Here is a 4,735-nt window from a genome sequence, read left to right as displayed (position 1 = left end):
CTGTACAACAAATATATAACAATTATGGAACTATCAAAAAAAAGCATCAGCATCGCATTTGTCATCATATTGGCAATCACTATATTAGTCTCTCTCTTGGGAATGTTGCTCATGAGTCATCAGCCCCTTGTGCTCCAAGGACAGATAGAAACAACCGAAATCCGTATCAGCGGTAAACTTCCCGGGCGTGTAGATTCATTCCTTGTCCGCGAAGGCGACTGGGTGCAGGCAGGTGATACACTTGTCGTCATCAATAGTCCGACGATAGAAGCCAAATACCGGCAAGTAAATGCCTTGGAACAAGTTGCCCAGGAACAGAATAAGAAAATCGATGCCGGTACCCGCCGACAAATCATTGCCACTGCCGGGCAACTCTGGAATAAAACCAAGAGTGACTTGACCTTGGCACAAACAACCTACCAACGCATCCTGGCACTGTACAAAGACAGTGTTGTCACTTCGCAACGAAAGGACGAAGTAGAAGCCATGTACCGTGCTGCACAAGCCGCCGAACGTGCCGCCTACGAACAGTATCAGATGGCAGTAGACGGTGCACAAAGTGAGGACCGTGCATCGGCACGAAGCATGGTAGATGCAGCACGAAGCACAGTGGACGAAGTTTCCGCCCTCCTTGTCGATTCACGCCTGACAGCACCGGAAGACGGACAGATTGCAACCATATTTCCTAAACGCGGAGAGCTTGTGGCACCGGGTACCCCTATTATGAATCTTGTCGTCATGAACGATGCACATGTTGTACTCAATATACGCGAAGATCTGATGCCCCAATTCAAAATGGACGGAACATTCCGTGCGGAAGTCCCAGCTATCGGCAAAAAAGATGTGGAATTCCGTATTTATTATATCAGTCCGTTGGGCAGTTTTGCTACCTGGAAATCAACTAAACAGACAGGAAGCTATGACATGCAGACATTTGAGATACACGCCCGTCCTACCCAAAAAGTAGAAGGATTGCGCCCGGGAATGTCAGTGCTATTGACCATAGATGATTAATATGTGTAATCATTGAAATAACTTTGTAAATGATGAAACATCCATTATATAACGTACTCTGTCGCGAACTTCACCGCATGACTTCCCGCCGACTTTATTTCGGGGTATGTCTCGTGCTGCCCCTGTTCTGCCTGTTCTTCATGGCAACCATTTTCGGCAGCGGACAAATGGAGAATATCCCTATCGGCATTGTCGACCAGGATAACACCGCCACATCCCGGCAAATAGTGCGAAACATTTCCGCTGTACCAACCTTCAAAGTAACCCGGCACTTCACCGATGAAACAGCCGCCCGACAAGCCGTGCAACGGAAAGAAATCTATGGTTACTTGTCCATCCCCACGGGTTTTACCCAACGGGCTACGACAGGAATGAATGCCACACTCTCTTATTATTATCATTATGCCCTTCTTTCCGTAGGTAGTGAACTGATGGCAGCTTTTGAAACGGCACTGACACCTGTCGCCCTCTCTCCCATTGCTATGGAAGCCGTCTCTTTGGGAGTCAGCCAGGAGCAAATCACCACATTTCTCCTACCCGTGCAATCCAGTATGCACCCTCTTTATAACCCTGACCTCGATTACTCCATTTATCTGAGCCAGCCTTTCTTCTATGTCTTGTTCCAGATACTTATTCTATTGATAACGGTTTATATCATAGGTAGTGAATTGAAGTTCCATACGGCACAGGAATGGCTGACAACAGCGCGGGAAAATATCCTCACAGCAGTTGTCGGGAAGTTATTGCCTTATACTTTCATCTTCTCCGTAATCGGTATTTTGGCTAACTATATTCTATACGGTGTACTGCATATTCCCTTCCATGGAAGTCTGCTGATGATGAACCTTATGACAATACTCTTTATTATTGCCACACAGACACTTGCCGTATTCATCTTCTCTATTTTTCCACGGATAGCTTATATCATCAGCATTGTATCCATGGTCGGTTCACTTGGTGCCACACTCTCCGGAGTCACTTTCCCAGTGACGAGTATGTACCCTCCTGTACATGCCGCATCCTACCTGTTTCCTGTCCGTCATTTCACGGAAATAGCACAATCCATGCTCTATTTTGATTCGGGATTCGGGTATTACTGGCAATCGGCAGCCATACTTTGGCTTTTTCCGTTGGTGGCGCTACTGATACTACCTAGATTGAAACATTGGATTCTGAAGGATAAGGAAGAACTTAGTATTTGTGAGAATGAAACACCGCTTCCCCGCGTACACAACACTCCTCACTACTCAATAGCAACTGTCATTTTCCGCGAATGGCGCTCCATCAGCACCAATGCGGCTATACTGTTAGTACTAATGGGAGGTATCTTCGCTTACGGACTTTTATATAACTTGATGTATGCTCCCAACCTTGTGCGGAAAACATCGGTTGCCATCGTCGACAATTCCCATTCCGCCCTCAGCCGCGAATATATCCGTCTGCTCAATGCCACCCCACAAGCATCAGTCTATGCACTTACTCCGAACTATCTTGAAGCAAAAGAATGGCTGAAACAGAGTAAAGTAGATGGTATTCTTTACCTCCCCGCTGACTTTGATGCCCGCGTCGGTCGCGGTGAACAATCAGTCTTTACCGTTTATGCCTCCACGGATGCTTTCTTGAATTTTAAGAATCTACAAGAAGCTTCTTCCCGTGTAATGCTTGCCGTAAACGATGCGCATCGTGCAGAAGGTGTTGTATTCTTACCTCCTCAGGGACTGCTGGCAGTAGCCTCATCGGCACCTGTAAACGTGTCGGGTACAGCCTTATATAATTATACCGAAGGATACGGTTCGTACCTCATCCCCGCTGTCATGATTATCATTATTTTTCAGACATTACTAATGGTGATAGGAATGGTGACGGGAGAGGAGTACCCGAAGGGGAAGATGGTAGGTAAACACAAAAAACTTACTTGGCTTCAAGCATTATATAACATTTCCGGAAGAACTTTCGTTTACGTTATGCTTTACTTCATCTTTGCCTTATTCCTGTTAGGCTTGCTTCCTCACTTTTTCAGCATTCCCAATATAGGAAATGGCAGGGATATTATTACGATGATGATTCCTTTTCTGTTAGGGACAAGTTTCTTTGGGTTGGCGGCATCACGCTACTTCACTGATTCAGAAGCTCCCCTGCTGATGATTGCTTTCTTCTCCGTAGGATATATTTTCCTGTCCGGAGTTTCCTACCCGCTTGAACTGATGCCATGGTACTGGCAGGCAGCACACTATGTAGTTCCGGCAGCCCCTGCCGTGTTGGCCTTTGTCAAATTGAATTCAATGGGAGGAACCCTGGCGGATATTCGTCCGGAAATGATAACACTGTGGATACAAGTTATAGTATATTTCCTGTTGAGTCTGTGGGTCTTCAAAAAGAAGGTATTCTATTTTAGGCATTAAGGCTGTTTTCTCTTTCTCTTATAAGCAAACGCTTGCCATCGTTCCTCGTCCCATCCTTGTCGCTGCATCTCCATGCGTGCCATGACAAAGAAAAGGTCAGAAAGACGATTGATAAAGCGCAAAATATCTTCCGGTACAGAGTCTTCCCGATTCAAAGTCCAGAGCCGTCGCTCGGCACGACGTGCCACGGCACGGGCAAATTGCAATTGCGCTGAAATCTGGGTTCCCCCCGGCAAGAGGAAATAATCATTATCTTCCAACTGAAGCATCATGGCGTCCATAGCCTGTTCGCACTGCACAGTCATTTCCGCTGCATGCAGTGGGTTCGGATTACCGCTCCCCGGACGTTCAGGATCTGCATCCCGCAATGCAGAAGGAGTAGCAACGTGGCTCATCACTACCATTAACTCACGTTGTATATCATGCAACAATCCCTGCCAAACATCATCTATCGGCAGCAACGACCTGACAATACCTATTACAGTGTTCAATTCATCAATACAGCCGTTAGCCTCTATACGGATATCATCCTTCGGAACACGTTCTCCACCGTGGATACCTGTCATTCCCTTATCTCCCGTTCTGGTGTAAATCTTTCTCATGATACTAAAATTTTAGAATAAAAACGGATTTCCCGGGACCGGTTCAAACAGTCTCATGAATCCAGTCTCTCCCCAATATAAATGTGTATAACTTGCAATCAGATTCTTATAGTGATAGACCGGTGTGTTCACCGGCTGTCCCTTGGCATTATATACCTGTGCTGCCGAGGTTAGTTCCTCATCCGATTCAATGACCTGCGAGTAATGGAACTCATGCCCACGTATCTTCATTCCTCTAAATTCAAAGCTCCTATACCCCAGTGACAAACGCATATCACCCTTAAATGCGGATACCTTGACGGGCAGTACACCTGCCATATTGTACTCCATACGGGTATCAGTACCTGTCATCAAAACAGATGTAAGATACATCATCCCCCCACACTCTGCCAGTGTATATCCACCTCGCTCTATATAGTCTTTGATGGAGTTCATCACATTCGTTGCCGCACTCAGTTGCCTGGCACGGTTCTCCGGATAACCTCCGGGCAGGTAGAGTATATCCACATCATCCGGTAGTACGACGCTATTATCCTCCGGATCAAAATAAGTAACTTTCCCCAAGCCATTCAACCACTCCAGATGCTCTGCATAAATAAATGAAAAACTCTCCTTATTGCGGGCAATCCATATATTCATACTGGCAAGCACTCTCTTTCTTCTCTCCGGTTTATCAGGAACATCCACACTTCGTCTTGTCATCTCCAGCAATAACTC

General features: G+C 46.2%; 4 protein-coding genes. 2 read left to right on the top strand and 2 right to left on the bottom strand.

Annotation, left to right across the window (positions count from 1 at the left end):
• Positions 1 to 24: 24 nt before the first annotated feature.
• Together BACCELL_RS20405 and BACCELL_RS20400 are read left to right on the top strand one after the other, a co-directional pair.
• Entirely contained in the window at positions 25 to 1,014 is a 990-nt protein-coding gene (locus BACCELL_RS20405; protein WP_007218328.1) for an HlyD family secretion protein, read from the top strand.
• Between the two features lie 32 nt (positions 1,015 to 1,046).
• A complete protein-coding gene (locus BACCELL_RS20400; RefSeq protein ID WP_044154260.1) occupies positions 1,047 to 3,416 on the top strand; it encodes an ABC transporter permease in 2,370 nt (789 codons plus the stop codon).
• Here the strand turns inward: BACCELL_RS20400 and BACCELL_RS20395 are convergent.
• Positions 3,413 to 4,018 carry a cob(I)yrinic acid a,c-diamide adenosyltransferase gene (locus BACCELL_RS20395; protein WP_007213943.1) on the bottom strand — a complete coding sequence of 202 codons (606 nt, stop codon included), beginning with the start codon at positions 4,016 to 4,018 and terminating at the stop codon, positions 3,413 to 3,415. The genes BACCELL_RS20400 and BACCELL_RS20395 overlap by 4 nt on opposite strands.
• A 12-nt stretch (positions 4,019 to 4,030) precedes the next feature.
• A partial coding sequence (locus BACCELL_RS20390; protein ID WP_007213942.1) for a type 1 glutamine amidotransferase family protein occupies positions 4,031 to 4,735 on the bottom strand: 705 nt, incomplete at its 5' end.

It is taken from the genome of Bacteroides cellulosilyticus DSM 14838, from assembly GCF_000158035.1.
GTDB lineage: Bacteria > Bacteroidota > Bacteroidia > Bacteroidales > Bacteroidaceae > Bacteroides > Bacteroides cellulosilyticus.
The sequence above is the reverse complement of the archived record's forward strand: the minus strand, read 5'-3'. Positions and strand labels throughout refer to the sequence as shown.